We start from the raw sequence: 22,264 nt of genomic DNA, 5'->3' as shown, positions 1-22,264 counted from the left end.
AAAAAACGGAATGCCAATGACATTCCGTATCAGTATAGCTTTGCAAGGCGCGAAGCCGAGGGGAAGCTGATTAGTGCGCCAACAACTCACGCACGCGCTGCAAATCTTCCGGCGTGTCGACGCCAACGGAAGGCACTTCTTTCGCCACCGCGACGTGGATTTTCTCGCCGTACCACAGTACGCGAAGTTGCTCCAACAGCTCAATATGCTCAAGCGGGCTTGGCGCCCAGTTGACATAACGGCGAATAAAACCTGCGCGATAAGCATAAATGCCAATGTGGCGCAGGAAGGTGTCGCCGACGGTCTCTTTGGATTTCGCGAAACGCTCGCGCTCCCAAGGAATGGTCGCCCGTGAGAAATAGAGCGCGTAGCCTTTGGCGTCCATCACCACTTTCACCGCATTAGGGTTGAATGCCTCTTCGGCCGTTTCAATCGGCACCGCCAGCGTCGCCATGCCCGCTTCACAGGAGGCAAGGTTTTCCGCAACTTGCTTGATAATGACCGGCGGCACCAGAGGCTCATCGCCCTGCACGTTGACGATAATATCTTCATCAGAAAAGCCGTACAGCTCAATGACTTCGGCCAGACGTTCCGTGCCAGACTGGTGATCAGCGCGGGTCATACAGACTTCGCCACCCGCTGCTTGTACCGCAGCAAACACATCAGGATGGTCGGTAGCGACGATAACGCGATCGGCGCCGGACTCTTTCGCGCGTTCCATCACATGGACGACCATTGGCTTACCGCCGATATCCGCCAAAGGTTTCCCCGGCAGGCGGCTGGAAGCAAAGCGGGCAGGAATGATGGCAATAAAACTCATGGATGCGTCTCGTCAGCAGAAAGCGCACGGGCTTCAGTTTCCAACAATACCGGAATGCCGTCGCGCACCGGATAAGCCAAGCCGTCCACTTTACAAATTAATTCTTGCGACTCTTTATTGAAATAAAGCTTACCGGTACAGACTGGGCAAGCAACAATTTCGAGTAAACGATGATCCATACATTCTCCCGGAGCATTTAAATTGCACGCTTGAGGGCCAAGCAACTGCAACAATGCGTGTTTTGACAAAGCGCTATGGTGGCAAAGAATACCATAACCCTCCCGCCAAGGTTAATCTGACATGCGCAATATAGGCTGCAAAGCAGGGTAAAATCGCCGAAAGGCCGAAACAGAGATTGATAAAAGCCCGAGGTCGGCGTAGTATTTTTTTGTGACACAAGTCACATTAAATTTCTACTGACGAGCACTGAAATGAAACTGATCCACAAAATCATCGCGATGTTTGCCAACTACAGCAACTAAGGCTGTTTTGACATTCTCACCCTGCGAAAAACGGCTGCCCATGGCAGCCGATTGTTTATTTGAGCAGGGACCAGCCCGCCCCCCAATGCAGTTGTAGCTCCTCCGGCACCTTCCCTATCTGCACCTGTTCAGCACCGTGCCACAAGGCAAAACGGCTGACAGCGTCGGTAATGTCTTTGATGCGTCTTGGCGGCAGTTTAGTGCCATTCTCAAGGTGCAGAGTTTTGACTTCAAAGGCTTTATCTTTGCGATGCATCTTGGCATCCACGCGCCCAATCAGCTCCCCGCGATTCAAAATAGGTAATGTGAAATAGCCGTATTGGCGCTTAGGCTCCGGGGTATAACATTCCAGACGGTAGTCGAAATTGAACAGCGCCAGGGCGCGTTTTCTGTCCCACACTACCGGATCGAAAGGTGAAAGCAGCGCGGTGACCGTCGAGCTAATTTTGCCGCTAATCGCCTGTTCCAGCAGAGGATACTGACTCTGATGCACGTAAAACAGGCCATCCAGCCCCTTCACGTTGACCGCCCTAACCTCGCCGCTTGCCAACCAGCGAGATATCACCTCCTGCGCTTTAATGCGCTTCAGGCGATAGTAATCTGCCAGCCACTCGGGTTTGAATAGCCCCAGACTTTGCGCCGAGCGGCGCAGCATGACCTCTTCGGCATCCTGCTGTGATAGAGCCTGCGTGAGGTCATCCCAGTCGGGCATCACTCGCTCGGTGAGGTCGTAAACTCGATGGAAACTGCGGCGCTCCACCACCATCAGCTTGCCCGCCGTAAACAGCGTTTCCAGATGCCGTTTATGCGGTTTCCAGTCCCACCAGCCGGTGGCGGAACGCTTCTCTCCGGCGAAATCTGCCGAGCGCACCGGGCCGTTTTCCGCAATATGACTGAGAATGCCGTCAATGTCTTCTTGATGCTTTTCCACCCACTCGGCGGAGTATTTCCAGCCCATATTCTCCGGCGCAAGCATGCGGTGGCGCAGCAATGAATAGTCTTCGATGGGGATAAAACAGGCTTCGTGTGCCCAATACTCAAACAGTTTTCCCGACGCCAGCGCGTCTTCCAGCCACTCCTGCGGATAATGTCCCAGACGGCTGAAAAGCACTAAATAAGGGCTGCGCGCGACCACGCTAATGGTGTCTATTTGCAGCAATCCCATTTGGGTAATGGCTGACAAAAGGTCTTCACGTTGAGGTTTGCGCTTGAGTGGGTGTTGGAGTTGTTGAGCAGCGAGGTGCAAGGTGCGAGCGGCAGAGAGAGAAATAACCGGGTAAGACATATCGGTATCCGTTGATGAAAGCATTACAGATACCGATAACACATTTTGACCTGGGCGTAAATTTACGCGCCAAGGTCTGGGGTACAGCTCAAACTTAGAAAGCGATCACATCGGCAGCAGCCGGACCGTGAGCAACGCTGCGGTAGGTGGTGAACTCTACGCGCTGGCCCGCATTCAAAGATTTATTGCCCGTGTTGGCAATGGAAGCGCGCTGAACATAAATTTCAGACGAGCCGTCGAGAGGGCAAATGAAACCGTAGCCTTTGGCTTGGTTGTACCATTTAACTAAACCCATTTTTAACATCATAATTGTAGATCCTTTATTTTGGGCATCCATGAACACGCTTTTTATTATTGTTCGGATGCGCTTGCCCACTCTAAAGTTATTTTTTTATAAAAACCTCTAATGAGCGATTGTGAAATAATTTATTAGTTTTTTCGCCTTGTAAGTCAGCGTCTTATTATCATGAAGTAGCATTGCTAAGACTGTCTGCCGTACGGCGTTTAGGGCCAATCGAGTAGATTGATTACTTATGGGGAGGTACTTAGAAGTTTCGACTTGAAGAGGAATCGTTTTATCAAAGATAACGTCTTGGGAGGAACTGCTAGATTGTAAACTCGGACATAAATAGCTCTGCTTCGCAGGCCGGACTGCATTTACTCACAACTCAAATCAGATAGCAAGACCTATAAATCAAAAAAATATTTAACCCGCCAACATTGATTTATATTCCATATAAATCAGCTTATTAGCTGGTAAATTAATTATTTTTTTAATTTGAAGAAATGTAAACAAAGCCTGCCATGGCTGGCAACGGACTATTTTTTAGTGATGACGTGATGGATTTTGGCCAGCAGGCGGGCTGTATCACTGTCTGAAATTTGCGCATTAACCGGTAAATACCACCAGTTAGGCTGCGCAAAACTTCTGCATTTAACCGCGTCTTTTTCAGTCATCAACAGGGTTTGTTCAGCACCCAGCAGAGCATTGAGTTGCTCGAATTGGTAATCCTGATGGTCCGCAAAGGCGAACTCGGCTTGCGTGGTTACTTGAAGGTTCTTCAGGGTGGCGAAGAAGCGTGGAGGATGCCCAATGCCGGCCATAGCAACTACCTGCGGCAGCAAGGTCGCATCGCGCTGTTCACCTGTCAGCAAGTTGACGGCCATTCCCGGCTGCAACTGCATGGCGATTTCGCCCGGCTCGCTCTGCCCACCATTGGTGATCACGGCGTCCACTGAGTTGAGTCGCGAAGCCCTTTCACGCATCGGCCCCGCCGGTAACCACCAGCCGTTGCCGAAACGTCGAATGCCATCAACCACCACAATCTCGACATCACGCTGCAAAGCATAATGCTGAAGGCCATCGTCGGTGACAATCACGTCGAGCTGATGATGTTCGAGCAAGGCTTTTACCGCGTCCGAACGGACCGGCGACACAGCGACTGGAGCGCCAGTGCGTTGGTAAATCAGTACCGGTTCGTCGCCCGCTTCGGCCGTTTTGGTACTTGCATCAAGCACCAGCGGATAGCTGTCAGCTTTGCCGCCATAGCCGCGAGACACCACGCCTGCGCGTAATCCCTGACGCTGTAACAGCTCAATCAGCCAAATCACTACCGGCGTTTTACCATTGCCACCGGCAGTGAGATTACCGACCACGATAATCGGGACAGGCGAGCGCCAGCTCTTTTTCCAGCCCTTTCTATAGCAGAGCCGTAACCCGCAGGTTATCAGCCCATACAGCCATGAAAGGGGCAAAAGCAGGAGATAAAGTGGCGACTTGCCTGACCAGATTCGCTCTATCATTGACCAAACTGCATCCGGTGCAACTGGGCATAAGCGCCGCGCTGCTCAAGCAGCTCAGCGTGCGTCCCACGCTCAACCACGCGACCATCTTCAATTACCAGAATTTCATCAGCTTTTTCAATGGTTGAGAGGCGGTGCGCAATCACCAACGAAGTACGGTTCTTCTGCAACTCATCGAGTGCAGACTGAATCGCACGCTCAGACTCGGTATCCAGCGCCGAAGTGGCCTCATCGAGGATCAGCACCGGTGAGTCACGCAGCAGAGCACGGGCAATGGCAATACGCTGACGTTGGCCGCCTGACAGCAGCACGCCGTTCTCGCCAATTACCGTATCGAGGCCGTTATCCATTTTATTAATGAAGTCCATGGCATAGGCCATGGTGGCGGCTTTCTCAATCTCTTCGCGGCTGAAGACGTCAGTGCGCGCATAGGCAATGTTATTGGCAATAGTATCGTTGAACAGATGCACGTTTTGCGATACCAGCGCGACCTGATTACGCAGCGATGACAGCGTGTATTCACGCAAATCATGGCCGTCCATCAAGATTTCGCCTTCCTGAATATCGTAGAAACGGGTCATCAGGCTGGCAATGGTCGATTTACCCGAGCCAGAACGCCCTACTAGAGCAACAGTGCGACCCGCCGGGATGCTGAAAGCAACATCGCGCAGTGCCGGAGCATCACGGCCTGGATAGGTAAAGGTGACGTTTTTGAACTCAATGTCGCCTTTAGCGCGCTCAACGACGCGTTTACCTTCATCCTTCTCCTGCTCCATATCGAGGATAGAGAACAGCGTCTGGCAAGCCGCCATACCGCGCTGGAATTGGGCATTGACGTTAGTCAGGGATTTCAACGGGCGCATTAACGCGATCATTGAAGAGAACACTACCGTGATAGTACCGGCACTCAGCGTTTCCATCACAGATGGGAAGCTTGCGGCGTAAAGCACAAAGGCCAGCGCCAGAGAGGCGATCAGCTGAATAATCGGGTCAGAAATTGATGACGCTGACACCAAACGCATACCCTGCTGACGCATGCGGTTGCTGACAGAATCGAAACGCTCGGTTTCCACCTTCTGGCCGCCAAAGATCAGCACTTCTTTATGACCTTTGAGCATCTGCTCGGCGCTGGTCGTCACATGACCCATGGTGTTCTGCATGTTTTTGCTGATATCGCGAAAACGTTTAGAAACCAGACGGATAACAATCGAGACGATTGGCGCAATCACCACCAGAATGATCGAAAGCTGCCAGCTGTAGTAGAACATCATGATGAACAGGCCAATGATTGAAGCCCCTTCACGCACGACGGTAACCAACGCGCTGGAAGAAGAGGAAGCAACCTGTTCGGAATCATAAGTAATACGTGACAGCAAGGTGCCCGTAGACTGTTGGTCGAAGAAGGCGACCGGCATACCCATCATGTGACCAAACAGACGGCGACGCATCTGCATAACCACTTTGCCGGATACCCAAGAAATGCAGTAACTGGAGATATAGCCACTGATCCCGCGCACAATCATTAAGGCGATAACCGCCAGCGGCATCCATAACAGGATGGAGCGATCGGCTTTGCCAAAACCATCGTCAAGCAGAGGTTTCAGCAGCGACAGCATGAAAGTGTCACTCGCGGCGTTAGCCACCAGCGCAACAGCCGCCGCGATAAGCCCCGCTTTGAAAGGGGTAATCATCGGCCAAAGGCGGCGGAATGTCTGCCAGGTGGAGAGATCTTTATCATTCATAATGCATTATTAACCAGCAGCGAAAGAAACAGCGGCCCATTCTACTCATTATCACCTGATACGCCAAACCGCCGATGGTACCAACGAGGAAATATTTGCTCCCTGAATCCATTTATCCGCCAATATTTGTCATAAAAATGAACAGATAACTGGCCTGAACGCGAAGTGTCACGCCATGCCACCTTGGCATTTCGATACCTTGCCATCACTTTTTGTGCTGGCAGATGCCACTTATTGAAGCGAGACGAGGAAGAAATCGCCAGTTCCGGCGCAACCGCGCGCAGAAAAGGCGGTGTCGATGAAGTATTGCTACCGTGATGAGGGACTTGCAGGATGGTCGACTGTAACGCGCCTCGATATATTGAAACAATTTTGCGCTCAGCAGCCGTTTCGATATCTCCCGTGAGCAAGACACTGAAATTGCCATCACTCACACGCACCACGCAACTGTCATCATTCTCTGAAATAACGCCCGCCTTCTCTGGCCAAAGCGCAGTAAATGAGAGCCCTTGCCACTGCCATGAGACTCCGGCGTGGCACGGTAGTGGGGAATCCACCGTGCTTTCTCGCAAAGTGGCTAAAGGAAATGCCTTTCTCATGGCGTCTAGGCCACCGCGATGATCGGCGTGGGCATGGCTGATAATGATCTGTTCGAGCTGAATGTTACGCCATCTCATCAAGGGCAAAATATTCATCTCGGCCGCCGAACCCCTCTCCCAGCGGTTTCCCGTGTCATATAACACGCCCTTGCCGTTTTTGCTGATGAGCACCGCCAAGCCATGGCCGACATCCACCATGTCCACGCGCCACTTCTCCCCTTCGGCTCTGTTGAACCAGACTATTAGCACTGAAAAAACGCCAATCACCGTGGCGGGAAACATGCTCAGCCAGCCCAGACGCCAAGCCATGACGCTCCCCCACCCCACCAAACTCAGCGCGACTGTTGCTTCACTTAAGTAAAACCACTCCCCGGCGAATCGCTTCACTCCCCAAAACGCCAGCGATAGGCTTTGGTCTGCTATAAACCAGGTTTTCTCTGTGATCAGTGCTGGCAGAATGCCTGTGCCCATCACCCCAAGCAGCACCAAAGGCACGGTAGATAATGAAACGATAGGCACCGCCCACATATTGGCGGCGAAGGAAGCGAGATTAACGCCGTGGAACAGGCCGACTTGAATCGGCAGCAGCAAAATTGTCATTCCCAGCTGCAAGTGCGCCCAGCGTAAAACAGCCCAGCGCCACGAATGCCCCACTCTCTTGGGTAAAGGTGCCCACTGAAACCAGAAGATTAGTGCCGCCACGGCGAAGCAGGAGAGCCAGAAGCTGTCTGAAAGAATGCTCATCGGATCGCTCATCAGTAATAGCGCCACGCACCACAGCCATATTTGCCACGGGTGGCACTTAACTCGCATAAATCGCAGCAGCAGCCACAGCGAAAGGGCTACGGCAGCCCTGACAGCCGGAGCATTTCCCCCCGCCAGCCAAGTGTAGGTCAGCAGGGTTAGCTCACTGATTATTAGCGGGAAACGATAATCCATATACTTAAGCGGTAAGCAATATTGCAGCCCTCGCGCCAATAAATAGCCAAACCAAGCCGCAATGCCAATGTGCAGCCCAGAGATAGCAATCAGATGAGCAATGCCGGTTCGCTGCATCAGCAGCTTATCTTCGGGCTTTATCAATCCCTTCTCGCCAAAGGCTAAAGCCATCAGCACCGCGCCGTTATCCAAAGGAGCAATAGCCTGCTGCACGTGGGTGATGAGCCGCTGGCGCAGGCTGCATTCAGCGTTGATGACTGTTTTGCTGCTGATCCTGCCTGTTAAAGGCCAGCGATTGGCTAAGGCCCAGCGCTGGCTATCAAACCCGCCTTCATTGAGCAGTGCGTGAACCGGGCGTAAATTGGCATTGAGCTGCCACTTTTGACCAGCGCAGTAGCTCTCCTGCCCTTCCCAACGGCTACGAAAATAGACTGGAGGAAAGAGTAACTCCCCGTCGACGTGTTCAATTTTGGAGGTGACCAACTGACTGTCGGACTGATGCAGATTGATGGTTTTTATCTCGGCAATCAGCTCCTTCTTACCAAGGCTCAGGCTCTCAGTTTGCTTTAGCAGAGAGTGACCGTTGTGCGTCCCCCATAGCATGCTGAGCAATAGGATAGCAGCCAGCAGAGACAACTTATGGTTAAGCCAGCAGCCCGCGATCGTGCCAATGGCCATCAGCAGACAGATGTAGAAACCCGGAAGTTGAGGAAGGAGAATCAGTGGCAGCATTCCGGCGATCGCGGCCAGCGCTATCTCATCCATTGAGATTTTGATGTGGCGTCCTTACTGCATTAGTTGGCGAGTGATAAAAACTCGTTGCTGTTTTTCCAGCAGCATTCATTGGCGGAAGTATGTTTTTGCGGGATTGAGAGAACAAGCGTCAGAGAGGAAGGATGCGAGGCGTCACGCAATTGTGAGGTGAGATAGGCACAAATAAAAAAACGGTGTCTTAAAAAGACACCGTTTTTGGTTCGCTATAGGCAGAATTTATGTCAGACCGAAGTCTTAACCATAAATATTCGCGCGATCGCGCAACTCTTTGCCCGGCTTGAAATGCGGAACGTACTTACCGTCCAACTCCACTTTGTCGCCAGTTTTTGGGTTACGACCAACACGCGGAGCACGGTAGTGAAGAGAAAAACTGCCAAACCCACGGATCTCAATGCGTTCGCCATCAGCTAAAGTTGCAGCCATATGTTCAAGCATCTCTTTCACTGCATCCTCAATGGCTTTCGCCGGGACATGAGAGTGCTGGCCAGCAAGTCTTTCAATAAGTTCAGACTTGGTCATATTACCTCCAAGCTTTGCAGCTAAACTACCGTATCGGGGCGATATAAATACCGCCCCCCGTCATTACTCGCCTTTTGCCGCTTTGAACGCTTCAGCCATAGCATTAGAGAAGTTGCTTTCGTCTGGTTTGTTGTTAACCACGGCGATTGCTTCTTTCTCGTCTGACTCATCCTTAGCACGGACGGACAGGCTTACTACGCGGTTCTTACGATCAACACCGGTGAATTTAGCTTCAACTTCATCACCAACGCTCAGAACCAGAGTTGCGTCTTCAATACGGTCGCGAGAAGCTTCAGAAGCACGCAGGTAACCTTCTACACCGCCTGCCAATTCAACTGTAGCACCTTTGGCGTCAACTGCTGTGACTTTACCAGTAACAATAGTACCTTTCTTGTTAACAGACAGGTAGTTATTGAACGGATCTTCAGCCAGTTGCTTCACGCCCAGGGAAATACGCTCGCGCTCTGCGTCAACTTGCAGAACAACAGCTGCGATTTCGTCGCCTTTTTTGTATTCACGAACTGCTTCTTCGCCTGCAACGTTCCAGGAGATGTCAGACAGGTGAACCAGGCCGTCGATGCCGCCGTCCAGACCAATGAAGATACCGAAGTCAGTGATTGACTTGATTTTACCTTCAACACGGTCGTTTTTGTTGTGAGTTTCTGCGAATTGCTGCCATGGGTTAGCTTTACATTGCTTCAGACCCAGGGAGATACGACGACGTTCTTCGTCGATATCCAGAACCATAACTTCAACTACATCGCCCACGTTAACAACTTTAGATGGGTGGATGTTTTTGTTAGTCCAGTCCATTTCAGAAACGTGAACCAGACCTTCAACGCCTTCTTCGATTTCTACGAAGCAGCCGTAATCAGTCAGGTTAGTAACGCGACCAGTCAGTTTAGTACCTTCTGGGTAACGTTTAGCGATAGCAACCCATGGATCTTCGCCCAGCTGTTTCAGGCCAAGGGACACACGAGTACGCTCACGGTCAAATTTCAGAACTTTAACAGTGATTTCGTCGCCAACGTTGACGATTTCGCTTGGGTGTTTAACACGTTTCCAAGCCATATCAGTGATGTGCAACAGGCCATCAACGCCGCCCAGATCAACGAATGCACCGTAGTCAGTGAGGTTCTTAACGATACCTTTAACTTCCATGCCTTCCTGCAGGTTTTCCAGCAGTTGATCGCGCTCTGCGCTGTTCTCAGACTCAATTACTGCACGGCGAGAAACAACAACGTTGTTGCGTTTCTGGTCCAGTTTGATGACTTTGAACTCAAGATCTTTGCCTTCGAGATGCAGCGTGTCGCGTACCGGACGAACGTCTACCAGTGAACCTGGCAGGAACGCACGAATACCGTTCAGCTCAACAGTGAAACCGCCCTTAACTTTACCGTTGATAACACCGGTAACAGTTGCAGCTTCTTCGTAAGCTTTTTCCAGCATCAGCCATGCTTCATGACGTTTAGCTTTTTCACGGGACAGCAGAGTTTCACCGAAGCCGTCTTCAACAGCGTCCAGCGCAACATCAACTTCGTCGCCAACCTGGATTTCCAGTTCGCCCTGTGCGTTTTTGAACTGCTCTGCTGGAATAGCGGACTCAGATTTCAGACCGGCGTCAACCAGTACTACGTCTTTGTCGATAGACACAACAACGCCACGAACGATGGAACCCGGACGGGTTTCGATTGTTTTTAAGGATTCTTCAAAGAGTTGAGCAAAAGATTCAGTCATGTTGATAATCTTTAGGTTCTTAAGTTTAACGTCCATCTGGCATCCTGCTGGATGGGGTTGTTTCAAATGCCCCGCTACAGATCCTTGCGGCGAGGTTAAAAAAAACTATAGCTAAAACTGGCGCTGAACCTTTATTCAGCACCAGTTAACAAGCTCGATCACCGGGTTTGTTTTTGCGGCAATCCTAGAATTTCAGTGGCATAAGCCAACGCTCGTTGGATAACTTCTTCAATCGACATGCTGGTTGAATCCAGCAAAAGTGCGTCAGAAGCAGCGACCAAAGGCGCTATAGCACGATGACGGTCACGGTCATCCCGTTCCTTTATCTCGGCTAAAAGACGTTCAAAGTTAACACTAAAGCCCTTTTCCTGCAACTGTAGCATTCTTCTGTTTGCACGTTCTTCCGGGCTGGCGTCTAAGAATATCTTTACCGGCGCGTCGGGGAACACCACGGTGCCCATATCTCGGCCATCGGCAATCAATCCCGGCGCTTCGCGGAATGCGCGCTGGCGACGCAATAACGCTTCGCGAACACGAGGGAAAGCGGCCGCCTGCGACGCCGTGTTTCCTACGGTTTCGGTGCGGATTTCATTACTGACATCCTCACCTTCTAAAATCACTTTTAATTGCCCATCCTGAGCCACAAAACGCACATCAAGGTGTGCGGCGAGCGGCACCAAAGCATCTTCAGAGACAATATCAACCTGATGATGTAAAGCAGCCAGTGCTAAAACGCGATAAATTGCACCAGAGTCCAGCAAACGCCATTCCAGAGCCTCTGCCAGCGCCTTGCACAAGGTGCCTTTACCTGCGCCACTTGGCCCATCAACGGTAATTACCGGGGCTAAAGCCGTCATTTCTGTCTCCTTTGGGTGGGGTAAACCCTCATCATTAACCCGATAAGGCTAATTCAGGAGCGGCATTATACGCTGCCTTTGCGTCAACTGTTACCCCACAGCAATCAGTTGGCGAAAAAGCAGACTATGTCTGAAGAAGAATAGTTCATTACGGCATAAAAAAACGGGCATCGACTGATGCCCGTTATCGCTGAAACCCAGATACAGCTTGAGAATTACGCCAGAGTGCTGATGCCAGCCAGTCTGTCGAAATAGTCAGGGAAAGTTTTCGCGGTGCATTTCGGGTCAAGAATGGTCACCGGCGTATCCGACAGCGCCACCAGCGAGAAGCACATCGCCATGCGGTGGTCGTTATAGGTGCCAATCTCGGCGAAAGTCAGAGACTGCGGAGGCTCAACGCGGATGTAATCCTCGCCTTCCTCGACGGTTGCCCCCACTTTGCGCAGCTCGGTAGCCATAGCCGCCAGACGGTCAGTCTCTTTCACGCGCCAGTTATAGATGTTGCGTAAGGTCGTCGGGCCTTGAGCAAACAGCGCGGTGGTAGCAATGGTCATCGCGGCGTCAGGGATATGGTTCATGTCCATATCAATGCCGGTCAGAGAGCCACGGGTGCATTCGATAAAGTCTTCGGCCCAGGTGATTTTCGCGCCCATTTTCTCCAGCACGTCGGCAAAGCGAATGTCGCCCTGCATGCTGTTCTTACCAATGCCGGTCACGCGAACGGTGCCACCCTTGATAGCTGCCGCAGCCAAGAAGTAAGAAGCCGAAGAAGCGTCGCCCTCAACTAAATAGTTGCCCGGAGAGACATAGGTCTGCTGGCCTTTGATGCGGAACTGTTGGTAGTTCTGGTTATCAACCGTCACGCCGAAGGTCTTCATCAGGTTCAGGGTGATATCGATGTAAGGCTTGGAAACCAAATCACCTTTGATACGAATAGTGGTATCGGCTTCGGCCAGAGGCGCGGTCATCAGCAACGCGGTCAAGAACTGACTGGAAACGCTGCCATCCACGGTGACTTCGCCGCCTTTGAATCCGCCGCGCAGGCGCACCGGTGGATAATCTTCTTGCTCGAGATACTCAACGTCCGCTCCGCCCTGACGCAAAGCATCAACCAGATGGCCAATCGGGCGCTCTTTCATGCGCGGCTCGCCAGTCAGCACCACGTCATGGGCGCCAAGGCACAGTGCAGCAGCCAGCGGGCGCATGGCAGTGCCAGCGTTGCCTAAAAACAGCTCTAAGGCTTCAGAAGGCTGAAAAGCCCCTGCTAAACCGTCAATATCACAATGCGTGCGGTCAGCTGACAGGCGGTGAGTCACGCCCAGTTTGGTCAGTGCATTGAGCATATGACGCACGTCGTCGCTGTCGAGTAAGTTATTTAAGCGGGTTGTACCCTGCGCAAAGGCCGCCAGCAAAAGTGCACGGTTGGAAACACTTTTTGAGCCCGGTAAATTGATAGTGCCGTTAACCAATGCAACGGGTTGTAATGTCAGGGATTCCACGCTTTCTCCATTATTCTTTATGCATAAAATGACCCCGGATTTCAGGCCGGGGTCATTTTTAAGCCGCGATAAACACGGCGATTTTTACAAATGATTAACCGTGGCTTTTCTCGAAATCAGCCATGAAGTCGGTCAATGCTTTAACACCTTCAATCGGCATCGCGTTATAGATCGATGCGCGCATGCCGCCAACAACGCGGTGCCCTTTAAGCGCATGCAGACCGGCTTTCTGAGACTGTTCTAAGAACAGTTTGTCCAGAGAAGCATCCGCCATTTGGAATGGCACGTTCATCCACGAACGGTTGGCCTGAGCCACTTCGTTACGATAGAAATCAGAACGGTCAATAGTGCCATAAAGTAGCTCAGCTTTCGCCCGGTTACGCTGCTCCATTGCTACCAAGCCGCCCTGCTCTTTCAGCCATTTGAAGACCATGCCGGACAAGTACCAAGCGAAGGTCGGCGGCGTGTTGAACATGGAGTCATTTTCAGCCAGCACGGTGTAATCAAGGATCGAAGGCAACTCTTTGCGAGCACGGCCCAGCAAATCTTCGCGCACGATAACTAATGTCAGGCCAGCTGGGCCGATGTTTTTCTGCGCCCCAGCGTAAATCACGCCAAAGCGGCTCACATCTACCGGGCGAGACAGGATGGAAGACGAGTAGTCAGCAATAACGATTTTGTCGCCAAAGTCAGGCACTTCATCAATCGCCACGCCATCAATGGTTTCGTTCGGGCAGTAGTGAACGTAGGCAGCATCCTTGTTCAACGCCCACTGGCTCATCGGCAGAATGCCGCGTTTGCCGTCGACGGTGGTCGTCACGTCGATAACATTTGGTGTACAGTATTTCTGCGCTTCGTTTACCGCGCTGTGGGCCCAGTAACCGCCGTCGATATAGTCAGCCGAGGTTTTGTCACCCAGTAAGTTCAGTGGGATCGCAGCGAATTGCGCGCGCGCGCCGCCGTGGCAGAACAGCACTTTATAGTTCGAGGGGATATTCATCAGCTCGCGAATGTCACGTTCGGACTCTTCGGCAACCTGAATAAACTCTTTACTGCGGTGACTGATTTCCATCACCGACGTGCCCAAACCATGCCAATCACATAACTCTTGTTGCGCACGACGTAACACTTCTGCCGGGATCATTGCCGGACCTGCACTGAAATTATAAACCTGAGTCATTTCCCCTCACCACTCCACTGAGCTAACCATCGATACAATCAATTTAACGGTTTTATCATTCGATACAAGCAGTCTGCAACGCTTATTGTTCCTGAGAGCAGGATCACATTGCTGTCGTTTGAATATCCCCCCCATTCACCGCGTTTAAATCGTTAAAAAATGAAAAATAAAGACTATGTTGCTGATGCTTTATCCCGCGCACGCAATACCTGTATGAATACGTGGAGCTATAGGCCAAAACCCCGTATCATTGCGCGTTTTTAGAACGCTCAAAAGTGAACTCAATGACGCAAACTTTTATTCCTGGTAAAGACGCAGCGCTGGAAGACTCCATTTCCCGCTTCCAACAAAAACTCGCCGACCTCGGTTTCAATATTGAAGAAGCTTCATGGCTGAATCCTGTACCCCACGTTTGGTCGGTACATATTCGCGATCGCGACTGCCCGCTCTGCTTTACCAACGGTAAAGGCGCCAGTAAAAAAGCGGCATTGGCTTCTGCTTTAGGTGAATATTTCGAGCGTCTGTCGACCAACTATTTCTTCGCCGATTTCTATCTGGGTAAAGAGATTGCCAACGGCGATTTCGTGCATTATCCCAATGAAAAATGGTTCCCAATCCCGGCGGACAACAGCCTGCCAGCGGGGATTCTGGATGAGCGTCTGCATGATTTCTATGATGCCGATAAAGAGCTTACCGGCAGCGATTTGGTAGACCTTCAGTCCGGCAACCCAGAGCGCGGTATCTGCGCCCTGCCGTTCACTCGCCAGTCTGACCTGCAAACCGTGTATATCCCGATGAACATCATCGGCAACTTATACGTTTCCAACGGCATGTCAGCGGGTAACACCGCTAACGAAGCGCGCGTTCAGGGGCTGTCAGAAGTTTTCGAGCGTTACGTTAAAAACCGTATTATTGCTGAGTCAATCAGCCTGCCGGAAATTCCTGCTGAGGTGCTGGCGCGCTATCCGGGCGTGGTTGAAGCCATTGCCAAGCTGGAAGAAGAAGGTTTCCCAATCCTTTCTTATGACGCCTCGCTGGGCGGCAACTATCCGGTTATCTGCGTGGTGCTGTTCAACCCATCTAACGGCACCTGCTTCGCCTCTTTCGGCGCGCACCCGGACTTTGGCGTGGCGCTGGAACGTACCGTGACCGAACTGCTGCAAGGCCGCAGCCTGAAAGACCTCGACGTCTTCACTGCGCCAACCTTCGATGATGAAGAAGTGGCTGAACACGCCAACTTGGAAACTCACTTCATCGATTCAAGCGGCCTGATCTCATGGGATCTGTTCAAGAAAGATGCCGACTATCCGTTTGCAGACTGGAGCTTCAGCGGCACCACCGAAGAAGAGTTCGCCACGCTGATGGCCATCTTCGATAAAGAAGATGCTGAAGTGTATATCGCTGATTACGAGCACTTAGACGTTTACGCGTGCCGCATCATCGTGCCTGGCATGTCAGACATCTACCCGGCGGAAGACCTGCTGTTAGCCAACAACAGCATGGGCGCACACTTGCGCGAGCAGCTGTTAGCTCTGCCAGACAGCGATTTCCCACAGGAAACCTATCTGGAAATGATCACCCAGATGGACGACGAAGGTCTGGACGACTTCACCCGCGTTCGCGAGTTGCTGGGCATTGCCAGCGGCAAAGACAACGGCTGGTACACCCTGCGCGTGGGTGAGCTTAAATCCATGCTGGCACTGGCCGGTGGCGACTTGGATCAGGCGCTGACTTGGGCCGAGTGGGCGCACGAGTTTAACTCCTCCGTATACAGCGATGAGCGCAACAACTACTACCGTTGCCTGCAAACCCTGCTGCAACTCTCATTGGAAGAAGATCGTGACCCGGCCCAGTACTATGGCGCATTCGTCAAAATGTACGGTCAGGATGCTGTCGATCACGCGTCCGCGGCAATTAGCGGCGAAGAGCGCTTCTATGGGCTGTTTGCGGTAGATGCTGACCTGAAAGCCTTGCCATCCCATCAGGGGCTATTGGCGGCCTACGAGAAGCTGCAAGCGGCAAAACGCCGTTACTGGCTGAAGAAGTAATTCGCTTCGCGCATTATTGAGTAAATCCAAACCGGTAGCCTGTCTGCCGGTTTTTTTATCCTTCGATACCAAAAATCTGAACGCGCTATGAACAATAAAAAACCATCAACATAATTATTTGGCTACTAATTCAATTTAAGACTTAATTTTGCGCCCTAACTATTTATAATCTTCACGCTTATTTTTTATTTCAGTTTGGCTAAATAGCCAAAATAACGCCGACATTCTGAACAATAAGAAATGTTTTCATTACATTACACCTCATTTTTTAACAGTTCATTGGCATGCTAAAAAACGAAATTCAACTTTTTTTGTAATATTTAAAATGTTTTTATTCGTTATTTATCAAAAAGATAAACTGTAAATTACTCCTTTAGTAGAAGGTTGAACCTCAGCTATAACCCCCCCTTATGATCCAAGTCAATTTTTACGTTATACTGCTTTGCTAGTATCTCGTTGTGCAGTAGATAACCCTTACAGAGAGAGTTACTGTGAAAGCTGACAACCCCTTCAATTTATTGTTACCCGCAGCTACAGCGAAAGTCGCCGAAGATGCTGGCGTATATAAAGCCACTAAACAACCGCTGAAAACATTCTATTTAGCGATAACCGCTGGTGTCTTTATTTCCATTGCTTTTGTTTTCTATATCACTTCAACCACTGGCACCGCCGCTGTCCCGTACGGTCTGGCTAAATTAGTCGGTGGTATCTGCTTCTCTCTCGGCCTGATGTTGGTCGTGGTGTGCGGCGCTGACCTCTTCACCTCGACTGTACTGATTGTGATAGCCAAAGCTAGCGGCCGGATCACATGGGGTCAATTGGCGTGTAACTGGGTCAATGTCTATATTGGTAACTTGATTGGCGCACTGTTCTTCGTCGCTCTCATCTGGTTCTCTGGTGAATATATGGTTGATAACGGCCTGTGGGGGCTGAACGTCCTACAAACCGCCGACCATAAAATGCATCACACATTTATTGAAGCCGTATGCCTCGGCATTCTGGCTAACCTGATGGTCTGTCTGGCAGTGTGGATGAGTTACTCCGGCCGCAGCCTGATGGACAAGATGTTCGCCATGATCCTCCCTGTCGGCATGTTCGTTGCCAGCGGCTTCGAACACAGTATCGCCAACATGTTTATGATCCCTCTTGGTATCGTGATTAAAAACTTCGCCTCCCCTGAGTTCTGGCAGGCGATTGGTTCTACACCTGCACAGTTTGCAGAGTTGAATGTCAGTAACTTTATTATCGACAACCTGATCCCAGTCACCATCGGCAACATCATTGGCGGCGGTTTAATGGTCGGATTGACGTACTGGGTAATTTATCTCCGTGATGAGCATAAACACTAAGTTCTGTGGATAGCTGGTCACGACAAGTTTACAAACCGATTTATAAAGAAAGCCAAATTAGAAGGTAGGTGCATAATGTCCAAGCTCAATGAAAAATTGACCAACGCATGGCAAGGTTTTAGTGCTGGCGAATGGCAGAATGAAGTTAACGTCCGTGACTTCATCCAGAAAAACTACACCCCATATGAAGGTGATGAGTCTTTCTTAGCTGGCGCAACTGAAGCGACTTCTACCCTGTGGGAAAAAGTGATGGAAGGCATCAAACTGGAGAACAGCACTCATGCTCCAGTCGATTTTGATACCGATGTCGCGGCAACTATCACCTCTCACGACGCGGGCTACATCAACAAATCTCTTGAGACTATCGTCGGTCTGCAAACAGACGCCCCTCTGAAACGTGCCCTGATCCCATTCGGCGGCATCAAGATGGTTGAAGGTTCATGTAAAGTTTATGGTCGTGAACTGGATCCAGCGCTGAAAAAAGTCTTCACTGAATACCGCAAAACTCACAACCAAGGCGTTTTCGATGTTTACACCAAAGACATCCTGAACTGCCGTAAATCCGGTGTTCTGACCGGTCTGCCAGATGCTTATGGCCGTGGTCGTATCATCGGTGACTACCGTCGCGTTGCGCTGTACGGTATTGATTACCTGATGGCTGACAAATACGCACAGTTCCAGTCTCTGCAAAATGACCTGGAAAATGGCGTGAATCTGGAAATGACCATCCAACTGCGCGAAGAGATTTCTGAGCAACACCGCGCACTGGGCCAGATTAAAGAAATGGCAGCCAAATATGGCTACGACATTTCCGGTCCGGCAACTAACGCACAAGAAGCGGTTCAGTGGACTTACTTCGGCTATTTGGCTGCGGTTAAATCCCAGAACGGTGCAGCAATGTCCTTCGGCCGCGTATCTACCTTCCTTGACGTGTTCATCGAACGTGATATCAAAGCCGGCACCCTGACTGAAGAAGCGGCGCAAGAGCTGATTGACCACTTGGTTATGAAACTACGTATGGTTCGCTTCCTGCGTACTCCTGAGTACGATGAACTGTTCTCCGGTGACCCAATCTGGGCAACAGAATCTCTGGCAGGTATGGGCGTTGATGGTCGTACTCTGGTTACCAAAAACAGCTTCCGCTTCCTGAACACCCTGTACACCATGGGTCCTTCACCGGAACCAAACATGACCATCCTGTGGTCAGAAAAACTGCCACTGAACTTCAAAAAATACGCAGCGAAAGTCTCTATCGATACTTCATCCGTACAGTATGAAAACGATGACCTGATGCGTCCTGACTTCAACAACGATGACTACGCAATTGCTTGCTGCGTAAGCCCAATGGTTGTTGGTAAACAAATGCAGTTCTTCGGCGCACGTGCCAACTTGGCGAAAACCATGTTGTACGCTATCAACGGCGGCGTTGATGAAAAAATGAAAATCCAGGTTGGCCCGAAAGAAGCGCCAATGATGGACGACGTGCTGGACTATGACAAAGTCATCGACCGCATGGACCACTTCATGGATTGGTTGGCTAAACAGTACGTGACTGCGCTGAACATCATTCACTACATGCACGACAAATACAGCTACGAAGCTGCATTGATGGCGCTGCACGACCGTGATGTTTATCGCACCATGGCATGTGGTATCGCCGGCCTGTCCGTGGCTGCCGACTCCCTGTCTGCCATCAAATACGCCAAAGTGACTACTATTCGTGACGAAGACGGTCTGGCGACTGACTTCAAAATCGAAGGTGAATATCCGCAGTTCGGTAACAACGATGCTCGCGTAGATGACATCGCGTGTGACCTGGTAGAACGTTTCATGAAGAAAATTCAGAAACTGCGTACCTACCGCGGCGCTGTGGCAACGCAGTCTGTTCTTACCATCACCTCTAACGTGGTTTACGGTAAGAAAACCGGTAACACTCCAGATGGTCGCCGCGCCGGTGCTCCATTCGGTCCGGGTGCCAACCCAATGCACGGTCGTGACCAGAAAGGTGCGGTTGCCTCTCTGACCTCCGTCGCGAAACTGCCATTTGCTTACGCGAAAGACGGTATCTCATACACCTTCTCCATCGTGCCAAACGCGCTGGGTAAAGATGATGATGTGCGTAAAGCCAACCTTGCTGGCTTGATGGATGGTTACTTCCACCACGAATCAAATATCGAAGGCGGTCAGCACCTGAACGTCAACGTGATGAACCGTGAAATGCTGTTAGACGCGATGGAAAATCCGGAAAAATATCCGCAATTGACCATCCGTGTATCCGGTTACGCAGTGCGCTTCAACTCGCTGACCAAAGAACAACAGCAAGACGTGATCACCCGTACCTTCACCAAAACGCTGTAAGTAAAACGGCGGTAAGCCCGCCGTAAAACATAAAGGCTCCACACCCGTGGAGCCTTTTTAACATCAAGTCCTGCTCTTTGATTAAGACTTTATAAATGAGTCTGCTTCGCCAGAGCCTTAGTAACAAAGGCTGCTGGCAAAGCAAATCCGCGATGCTATAACAATCAACCTTACTAATAGTCTGTTATTATTAATGAGTAGTAACCAGAGAATCCTCAAGGATATGGGATCACTTTCAGTTTATCTCTGCCAGGCCAGCATCCGCGCATTTAGACTGCAACTTATTGGTCAATATTGGAGAAAAACCCGCAATGTCAGTTCAAGGTCGCATCCACTCTTATGAATCCTGTGGCACGGTAGATGGCCCAGGCATACGTTTTATTGTGTTCTTCCAGGGTTGCCTGATGCGTTGCATGTATTGCCACAACCGCGATACGTGGGACACCCATGGAGGCAAAGAGATCAATGTTGAAGATTTAATGAGTGAAGTGGTCACCTATCGCCACTTCATGAATGCCTCTGGCGGCGGGGTTACGGCTTCGGGTGGCGAGGCGATCCTGCAAGCTGAATTCGTTCGCGACTGGTTCCGCGCATGCCAGAAAGAAGGCATCAATACCTGTCTCGACACCAACGGGTTTGTGCGTCGCTACGACCCAGTGATTGATGAGCTGCTCGACGTGACAGACTTGGTCATGCTCGACCTCAAACAGATGAATGACGATATCCACCAGAATCTGGTTGGCGTGTCGAACCACCGCACGCTGGAATTTGCCCGTTATCTGGCAAAACGCAATCAGCGCACTTGGATCCGTTACGTGGTGGTGCCGGGCTGGTCAGATGATGACAAATCGGCGCACCTGCTGGGTGAGTTCACCAAAGATATGACCAATATCGAGAAGATTGAGCTGCTGCCTTACCACGAGTTGGGCAAGCACAAATGGACCGCCATGGGCGAGACTTACGGTCTGGACGGCGTAAACCCGCCAACCAAAGAGATCATGGACAGAGTGAAAGGCATTCTTGAAGGCTACGGTCACAAAGTGATGTACTGAGACTTCAGTTTCCGCAAAACAAAAAAGCCCGAATCTTCGGGCTTTTTTTTGTCTGATGTTTAGCACGTTGCCGTTAGGCGGTCGCCACCGGCGTCTGATGTTTGTCTGCTTTGCGCAGCAGCACCACCAGATAAACCAAGGCCACGGCGGCAATCATCACAAACAGTAAACGGTCGGAATAGTTTTGCATCAGCATCGCGGTCATGGTTGGCCCCGCAAGGCTGCCGATGGTGTAACTCATCAACAATGCCTGATTCATCGCCACCAGCTCTTCTGGATTGACCTTCTCACAGGCCCACGACATCGCCACCGGATAGAGAGTAAAGCCTGCGCAGCCGAGGATAAACAGCGTTGGCGCCATGGCGTAGCCACTGAGCATCGCAATACTGCCAAGAATAACCACAAACACCTGCACGCGAAGCACAATCAGGCGACCATAACGGTCGGCCAAGCGCCCTACCGGCCACTGACCAATAATGCCCGAACTGACTAGCAGCGCCATCCAGTAGCCCACGTCAGCATCACTCATGCCCTGATGGTTGAGGAACAACGGCATTAAGCCGTACAGCGAGCCGAGGATAATCCCTGAAATAACACAGCCGTTAATGCCCAAGCGCGCACTGCGGCGTTTTAGCATCGGCCAAATAGAGGTGCGCGGCTGCTCGCTGTCCTGATTGGTTATCTGGGTGAACAGCAGCGGCAGAATAGAAATGGCGATAATCGAGGTCACCCACGGCAGCACGCTGAACAGCTCAGTCGACACCACGCCGAGCATCAACTGCCCCACCACGGTGCCGATGTAATAAACAATCATGTAGGCCGCAAGAAGCTGACCACGGTTGCGCACGGTGCCGCTGCGCAGCAAGGCGCTTTCGACGATAACCCAAATCAGCGCACAGCCGACACCTGCCATAAAACGCCAGCTGATCCAGCTCCAGAAGCTCATTGACAGAGCCAGCCCGGCGGTCGCGGCGGCAAATACCATGCAGGATAGGTAATAACTGCGGTTGAACCCTAGCTTCTTAATCACCGCACCCGCGATCAGCGTACCCACCAGGTTGCCGGAATAATAGGATGAACTCACCAGTCCGACTTGCCAGGTTGGCAGCATTTCATGGCTGAGCCAAAGCGGCACTAGTGTACTGAGTACAGCGATAGAAACCGTCAGCAAAAGTAGCCCACATAATAATAAAATTACCGGGCGAGAGTAGGCGGACATAG

At 51.1% G+C, this 22,264-nt stretch carries 17 protein-coding genes; 4 read left to right on the top strand and 13 right to left on the bottom strand.

From position 1 onward, the window contains the following. Window positions 1-70: 70 nt before the first annotated feature. From kdsB to serC, 12 genes are all read right to left on the bottom strand, one after another. On the bottom strand, window positions 71-820 hold the full coding sequence (gene kdsB, locus GEAM_RS05190; RefSeq protein WP_034789211.1) for a 3-deoxy-manno-octulosonate cytidylyltransferase: 750 nt from the start codon (window positions 818-820) through the stop codon (window positions 71-73). Beyond that, window positions 817-999, bottom strand: a complete 183-nt coding sequence (locus GEAM_RS05185; RefSeq protein WP_034789208.1) for a Trm112 family protein — start codon at window positions 997-999, stop codon at window positions 817-819. Before GEAM_RS05185 ends, kdsB begins: the two co-directional genes overlap by 4 nt. 358 nt (window positions 1,000-1,357) lie before the next feature. Further along, window positions 1,358-2,587, bottom strand: coding sequence for a winged helix-turn-helix domain-containing protein (locus tag GEAM_RS05180; protein ID WP_034789206.1), 1,230 nt, complete (start codon window positions 2,585-2,587; stop codon window positions 1,358-1,360). 94 nt (window positions 2,588-2,681) lie between these two features. Further along, on the bottom strand, window positions 2,682-2,894 hold the full coding sequence (locus tag GEAM_RS05175; protein ID WP_034789203.1) for a cold-shock protein: 213 nt from the start codon (window positions 2,892-2,894) through the stop codon (window positions 2,682-2,684). A 512-nt stretch (window positions 2,895-3,406) separates the two neighbouring features. Further along, entirely contained in the window at window positions 3,407-4,390 is a 984-nt protein-coding gene (gene lpxK, locus GEAM_RS05170; protein ID WP_034789197.1) for a tetraacyldisaccharide 4'-kinase, read from the bottom strand. Further along, window positions 4,387-6,135, bottom strand: a complete 1,749-nt coding sequence (gene msbA, locus GEAM_RS05165; protein WP_034789194.1) for a lipid A ABC transporter ATP-binding protein/permease MsbA — start codon at window positions 6,133-6,135, stop codon at window positions 4,387-4,389. The genes lpxK and msbA overlap by 4 nt, the downstream gene beginning before the upstream one ends. A 38-nt stretch (window positions 6,136-6,173) precedes the next feature. After that, entirely contained in the window at window positions 6,174-8,435 is a 2,262-nt protein-coding gene (locus GEAM_RS05160; protein ID WP_072009866.1) for a ComEC family protein, read from the bottom strand. Between the two features lie 243 nt (window positions 8,436-8,678). Continuing rightward, the gene (ihfB, locus tag GEAM_RS05155) at window positions 8,679-8,963 is read right to left on the bottom strand and encodes an integration host factor subunit beta (RefSeq protein ID WP_034789191.1); all 285 of its coding nucleotides are present in this window, start codon (window positions 8,961-8,963) and stop codon (window positions 8,679-8,681) included. A 63-nt stretch (window positions 8,964-9,026) separates the two neighbouring features. After that, complete coding sequence (rpsA, locus tag GEAM_RS05150) at window positions 9,027-10,700, bottom strand: 30S ribosomal protein S1 (RefSeq protein ID WP_100935605.1); 1,674 nt, start codon at window positions 10,698-10,700, stop codon at window positions 9,027-9,029. A gap of 158 nt (window positions 10,701-10,858) precedes the next feature. After that, window positions 10,859-11,557 (bottom strand): (d)CMP kinase, encoded by a 699-nt coding sequence (gene cmk, locus GEAM_RS05145; RefSeq protein WP_034789187.1) that lies wholly within the window; start codon window positions 11,555-11,557, stop codon window positions 10,859-10,861. A gap of 215 nt (window positions 11,558-11,772) precedes the next feature. After that, window positions 11,773-13,056: a 3-phosphoshikimate 1-carboxyvinyltransferase gene (gene aroA, locus GEAM_RS05140; RefSeq protein ID WP_034789184.1), complete on the bottom strand. Its 1,284-nt coding sequence runs from the start codon at window positions 13,054-13,056 to the stop codon at window positions 11,773-11,775. A gap of 94 nt (window positions 13,057-13,150) precedes the next feature. Next, the gene (serC, locus tag GEAM_RS05135; RefSeq protein WP_034789181.1) at window positions 13,151-14,236 is read right to left on the bottom strand and encodes a 3-phosphoserine/phosphohydroxythreonine transaminase; all 1,086 of its coding nucleotides are present in this window, start codon (window positions 14,234-14,236) and stop codon (window positions 13,151-13,153) included. 284 nt (window positions 14,237-14,520) lie between these two features. On the opposite strand from serC, the gene ycaO reads away from it, so the two are divergent. The 4 genes from ycaO (at window position 14,521) to pflA (ending at window position 21,043) form a co-directional block, all read left to right on the top strand. Then, window positions 14,521-16,284, top strand: a complete 1,764-nt coding sequence (ycaO, locus tag GEAM_RS05130; RefSeq protein ID WP_034789178.1) for a 30S ribosomal protein S12 methylthiotransferase accessory factor YcaO — start codon at window positions 14,521-14,523, stop codon at window positions 16,282-16,284. A gap of 491 nt (window positions 16,285-16,775) precedes the next feature. Continuing rightward, window positions 16,776-17,633, top strand: coding sequence for a formate transporter FocA (gene focA, locus GEAM_RS05125; RefSeq protein ID WP_034789176.1), 858 nt, complete (start codon window positions 16,776-16,778; stop codon window positions 17,631-17,633). Window positions 17,634-17,708: 75 nt separating this feature from the next. Continuing rightward, window positions 17,709-19,991 (top strand): formate C-acetyltransferase, encoded by a 2,283-nt coding sequence (gene pflB / locus GEAM_RS05120; protein WP_034789172.1) that lies wholly within the window; start codon window positions 17,709-17,711, stop codon window positions 19,989-19,991. A 311-nt stretch (window positions 19,992-20,302) separates the two neighbouring features. Further along, window positions 20,303-21,043: a pyruvate formate lyase 1-activating protein gene (gene pflA, locus GEAM_RS05115; RefSeq protein WP_034789169.1), complete on the top strand. Its 741-nt coding sequence runs from the start codon at window positions 20,303-20,305 to the stop codon at window positions 21,041-21,043. A 73-nt stretch (window positions 21,044-21,116) separates the two neighbouring features. Here the strand turns inward: pflA and GEAM_RS05110 are convergent, their stop codons facing one another. After that, window positions 21,117-22,262 (bottom strand): MFS transporter, encoded by a 1,146-nt coding sequence (locus tag GEAM_RS05110; protein ID WP_034789163.1) that lies wholly within the window; start codon window positions 22,260-22,262, stop codon window positions 21,117-21,119. Window positions 22,263-22,264 lie beyond the last annotated feature (2 nt).

Origin of the sequence: Ewingella americana ATCC 33852 (genome assembly GCF_000735345.1) — a bacterium.
In the GTDB taxonomy this organism is placed as follows: domain Bacteria; phylum Pseudomonadota; class Gammaproteobacteria; order Enterobacterales; family Enterobacteriaceae; genus Ewingella; species Ewingella americana.
Note: the sequence above shows the minus strand (reverse complement) of the source record. Positions and strands in the feature narration are given on the sequence as shown.

Coding starts and splice junctions, on each gene's coding strand:
- GEAM_RS05160 (WP_072009866.1), bottom strand. CDS start 8,435: ATGGATGAGATAGCGCTGGCCGCGATCGCCGGAATGCTGCCACTGATT.
- ycaO (WP_034789178.1), top strand. CDS start 14,521: ATGACGCAAACTTTTATTCCTGGTAAAGACGCAGCGCTGGAAGACTCC.
- GEAM_RS05180 (WP_034789206.1), bottom strand. CDS start 2,587: ATGTCTTACCCGGTTATTTCTCTCTCTGCCGCTCGCACCTTGCACCTC.
- lpxK (WP_034789197.1), bottom strand. CDS start 4,390: ATGATAGAGCGAATCTGGTCAGGCAAGTCGCCACTTTATCTCCTGCTT.
- GEAM_RS05175 (WP_034789203.1), bottom strand. CDS start 2,894: ATGATGTTAAAAATGGGTTTAGTTAAATGGTACAACCAAGCCAAAGGC.
- GEAM_RS05110 (WP_034789163.1), bottom strand. CDS start 22,262: ATGTCCGCCTACTCTCGCCCGGTAATTTTATTATTATGTGGGCTACTT.
- kdsB (WP_034789211.1), bottom strand. CDS start 820: ATGAGTTTTATTGCCATCATTCCTGCCCGCTTTGCTTCCAGCCGCCTG.
- cmk (WP_034789187.1), bottom strand. CDS start 11,557: ATGACGGCTTTAGCCCCGGTAATTACCGTTGATGGGCCAAGTGGCGCA.
- pflB (WP_034789172.1), top strand. CDS start 17,709: ATGTCCAAGCTCAATGAAAAATTGACCAACGCATGGCAAGGTTTTAGT.
- pflA (WP_034789169.1), top strand. CDS start 20,303: ATGTCAGTTCAAGGTCGCATCCACTCTTATGAATCCTGTGGCACGGTA.
- GEAM_RS05185 (WP_034789208.1), bottom strand. CDS start 999: ATGGATCATCGTTTACTCGAAATTGTTGCTTGCCCAGTCTGTACCGGT.
- serC (WP_034789181.1), bottom strand. CDS start 14,236: ATGACTCAGGTTTATAATTTCAGTGCAGGTCCGGCAATGATCCCGGCA.
- rpsA (WP_100935605.1), bottom strand. CDS start 10,700: ATGACTGAATCTTTTGCTCAACTCTTTGAAGAATCCTTAAAAACAATC.
- ihfB (WP_034789191.1), bottom strand. CDS start 8,963: ATGACCAAGTCTGAACTTATTGAAAGACTTGCTGGCCAGCACTCTCAT.